Source organism: Candidatus Hydrogenedentota bacterium (assembly GCA_019695095.1).
Classification (GTDB): Bacteria; Hydrogenedentota; Hydrogenedentia; order Hydrogenedentales; family SLHB01; genus JAIBAQ01.
In genome coordinates this window covers 1-3,870 of the sequence record JAIBAQ010000331.1, presented here as the reverse complement: position 1 = coordinate 3,870, position 3,870 = coordinate 1, and the positions used below count along the sequence as shown (strand labels likewise).

The following is a 3,870-nucleotide window of genomic DNA, read 5'->3' as shown; positions in this document are numbered from 1 at the left end:
TCCCCGGTGAGCAGCAGCTCTACTGCATCCCGCTTAAACTCTTCATCATATTTCCGTTTTGACACGTCGGGTCTCCTCTTCCCATTCTATCTACCCCTACGTGTCCGTCAAAACAGGGCAACCTCACACTCTTACGACCGCAGGTCTCCACCTCGCCCATCTCGCCCACCTCGTCCACCTCGTCCACCTCGTCCACCTCGTCCACCTCGTCCACCTCGTCCACCTCGTCCATCTCGTCCATCTCGTCCATCTCGTCCATCTCGTCCATCTCGTCCATCTCGTCCACCTCGTCCATCTCGTCCACCTCGTCCATCTCGTCCATCTCGCCCACCGCTTGACCTGAGCCCACCCGAATGCTACCTTCCGCCTACTGCCCGGCCAGGCTGCTCCGAGCCGGGACTTCTGGTGACAATGAGCTGCAAATCGTATAAGGGAGAATTCCAATGAAGGCAAAGGTGTGTTCCATTCTAGGCATCGTCGCGATTGCGATGGCGGTTGCCATGGTTCCAAAGGACTTCGTATCCGCCCAGCAGGCGGCCTCGAAGGGCATCTCGACCCCGGACATCGATCTGGACTCGGCGATGCGCGTATTGAAGGCGGCTCAAGAAAAGGCCGGCGCCATCAACTGCAAGATGGACATCGCCGTGGTCGATGCGGGCGGCAATCTCAAAGCCTTCGCGCGAATGGACGGCGCGTGGCTCGGCAGCATCGACATCGCCATTAAAAAGGCCAAGACCGCCCGCTACTTCGACATGCCCACCGGCGATATCGGAAAGTTGAGCCAGCCCGGCGGCGCGCTCTACAACATTGAGGTGTCGAACGGCGGTCTCATCACGTTTCCCGGCGGACTGCCCATCAAGAACGCGGCCGGTGAAGTAATCGGCGCAATCGGCGTGTCGGGCTCGACGGTCGAAAACGACCACGCCTGCGCGGAAGCGGGGGTAAAGGCCCTCTAGGAGCAAGAACTTTGGCAAAGAGGTTCGAAGGGCAAACAGTATTCATCACAGGCGCATCGTCGGGCATTGGCGCGGAACTCAGCCGCGCCTTTGCCCGCGAAGGCGCGAACGTGGCCCTGGCGGCGCGCCGGGCAGACATACTCCGCGCCAACGTGGAGGCCATCCACCAGGAGGGCGGACGCGCCCTCGCTGTCGCGTGCGACGTACACGACCGCGCCAGCCTGGACGCGGCGGTTGCCGCAACCGTCGAAGCATTCGGCGGCATCGACGTGGCTGTCGCAAACGCGGGATTCGGCGTAAGCGGAGCGTTCTGGAAACTAACGCCCGACGACTTTCGCCGGCAATTCGAAACTAACTTCTTCGGCGTTCTGAATACCGTCTACGCCGTGATGCCGCACCTGGAAAAATCGAAAGGCAGACTCGGCCTCGTCTCCAGCGTACTCGGACGCCTCGGAGCACCCGCCACCGCCCCCTACTGCGCCAGCAAGTTCGCGGTCTGCGGCCTCGCCGAATCCCTCTACTTCGACCTCGCCGAAAAGGGGATCACGGTCACGTGCATCAACCCCGGCATCGTCGCGAGCAACATCCGCATGACCGGCAACGACGGTGTCCTCCGGGAAGGACGTCCCGACCCTGCTCCCGCATGGATTATCGTTCCCACCGATCGCGCCGCCCGCGCCATCGTCACGGCGCTGTACCGCCGCCAATTCGAAGCCGTCATCACCGGCCACGGCAAAGCCGCCGCCTTCTTTGCCCGCCATTTCCCGCGCACCACGCGATGGCTGATGCGAGCGTCTACGGGCGGACGTATGGAAAGCGTGGAAAAGGCAAAGCGAGGCTCTAGCGCGCCGGGGAAGGAGTGAGGACTATTCTCATTGTCCCATCTGCCATGCCTTGATGGCATCGATCGGATGAATCAGCATTATGATGTTCAGTGTGAGGTTGTCCCGAATCCATACCAGCATCACAAGCTCAACGATTGCCACAAACACCAACGACCGGCGCAGTCCCAGGTAGTACGCAACGGCAAACCCAATGCCGCACGACATAACGTCGCCCATCGAATTAAGCACGGAATCGCCCTCATAACCCAACGCAAACGTGCCTTCTCGATACCGCTGGATGATGAACGGCGAATTCTCAAAAAGCTCCCATGCGCACTCAAGCACAATCGAAAAAAAGAAGCGCCATTGGCTGGATGCCTTTCGCAACAGCAAGGCAAACAGCCCGCAGAAGATCACGCCGTGCAACACGTGAGAGAAACTGTAGGGATCGAATAAATGTTGCGAGTTGTGGGATGTCCAGATATCGCCGGACCACGGCGTCGCTTTCCCGCAGGCACACCACCATATGCGTCCATGATGATGCAGCAGAAAGGCCGTGACCATCGCGGCAATTGCAGCTGCCGCCCAAGGTGTCCAACGTTTGCGAAGCACAGAGTACAACTTGTCTTTCACGTGATCGTTCTCATGGTTTTTTCAAGCAGCTAACCGAATGCGTGAACAACTAGTGTAGCTTAACTGACTCGGGAGTTCCTTCCCCACAGGGCATACAACGGTACGCCGGACAACACCAACACCAATCCGATCCCCGCATTGCGCGGGCTCTGATAGATCGTCACCACCACCAGCACGGCGCAGAACGCCACAAAGAACAGCGGCACGAAGGGGTAGGCCGTCACCTTATACGGACGTGGCGCGTCGGGCAACGCGCGGCGCAACACAATCACTCCGAAGGCCGTTGCGCCATAGAAAATGAACGACGCGAAGATCACCATGTCGGTGAGCTGATCGAAAGTCCCGCTGAACACCAGCAACGACGCCCACACCGCTTGTATCACCAGCGAATTCGAAGGGGTCTTGTAAACGGGATGGCACTTGGCCGCTCCCTTCAGGAACAGACCATCGCGCGCCATCGCAAAGTACACGCGGCTGTGCGGCATGAGTTGGCAGTTGGTCGCCCCAAACGTCGATAGCAGAATCAGGATCGCGATGAACGTCGCCCCGTGCGGCCCCACGCATTTCCGCATGACCTCAACCGCGACTATCGCGTTGTCCTGCTTCGTGAGGGCCGCCATCTCTTCCACCGGCATCACGTACACATACGCCGCGTTGACCAACAAATACACCGCCATCACGCCCGCCGTGCCCAACCCCAACGCCAACGGGATATTGCGCTTCGGACGCCGCACCTCCGCCGCCAATGACGTGATGTTGTTCCAACCGTCATACGCCCAGAACGCCCCCAGAAACGCGGCAAACATCGCGCCGAATAGACCCAGATTCGTTGCGTATTGCGCATCGGGATGGGCCAGCCACGGCGTAAAGTGCTCAGCCGAACCCTGCCCGATCGTCAAACCCAGCGCAATCAGCAACGCAATCCCCGCGAGCTTCAGACACGTGAAGACGCTCGCGATCATCCCTCCAAACACGACGCCGTAATAATTCGCAACCGACAACGCGGCAATCGCGACCACGGTGAACACCTTCACACCGAGGTTGTCGAGCGGATAGAAGATGCCAAACAGCGACCATTGCTCATACACCGCGTCAAGCCGTGGAAAGTGAAACAAGGTATTCGCCGACTGGCCAAACACATACGCGATCGAACTAATCGACGCCGTCTGAATCACCGCAAACGACGCCCACCCATACAAGTACGCAAAGAACCGCCCATAGGCCCGCTGCAGGTAAACGTACTGTCCGCCCGGCTCCGCGATAATCCCCGCCAGCTCCGCGTAACTCAGCGCCCCCAGAAAGCTCACCACACCCGCGATCACCCAGCACAACAACAGCAGCCCCGGCGACTGCACCTGCTCCGCCATCGGAGCCGCTTTCTTGAAGATGCCCGAACCGATCATGTTCCCCATGATGATCATGATCGCGGTAAACAGACCCAACCTCGCCACCAAACC

General features: G+C 59.5%; 5 protein-coding genes. 2 read left to right on the top strand and 3 right to left on the bottom strand.

All coding sequences use genetic code 11. The features are described 5' to 3' along the window. Nucleotides 1–19 precede the first annotated feature (19 nt). Nucleotides 20–322, bottom strand: coding sequence for a hypothetical protein (locus K1Y02_25820; GenBank protein MBX7259799.1), 303 nt, complete (start codon nucleotides 320–322; stop codon nucleotides 20–22). 178 nt (nucleotides 323–500) lie between these two features. On the opposite strand from K1Y02_25820, the gene K1Y02_25815 reads away from it, so the two are divergent. Beyond that, nucleotides 501–956, top strand: coding sequence for a heme-binding protein (locus K1Y02_25815; protein ID MBX7259798.1), 456 nt, complete (start codon nucleotides 501–503; stop codon nucleotides 954–956). An 11-nt stretch (nucleotides 957–967) separates the two neighbouring features. Then, entirely contained in the window at nucleotides 968–1,819 is an 852-nt protein-coding gene (locus K1Y02_25810) for an SDR family NAD(P)-dependent oxidoreductase (GenBank protein ID MBX7259797.1), read from the top strand. Between the two features lie 9 nt (nucleotides 1,820–1,828). Here the strand turns inward: K1Y02_25810 and K1Y02_25805 are convergent, their stop codons facing one another. Together K1Y02_25805 and K1Y02_25800 are read right to left on the bottom strand one after the other, a co-directional pair. Next, on the bottom strand, nucleotides 1,829–2,413 hold the full coding sequence (locus tag K1Y02_25805; GenBank protein ID MBX7259796.1) for a DUF2585 family protein: 585 nt from the start codon (nucleotides 2,411–2,413) through the stop codon (nucleotides 1,829–1,831). A 59-nt stretch (nucleotides 2,414–2,472) separates the two neighbouring features. Continuing rightward, nucleotides 2,473–3,870: amino acid permease (locus K1Y02_25800; GenBank protein MBX7259795.1), on the bottom strand; the 1,398-nt coding region annotated here is incomplete at its 5' end.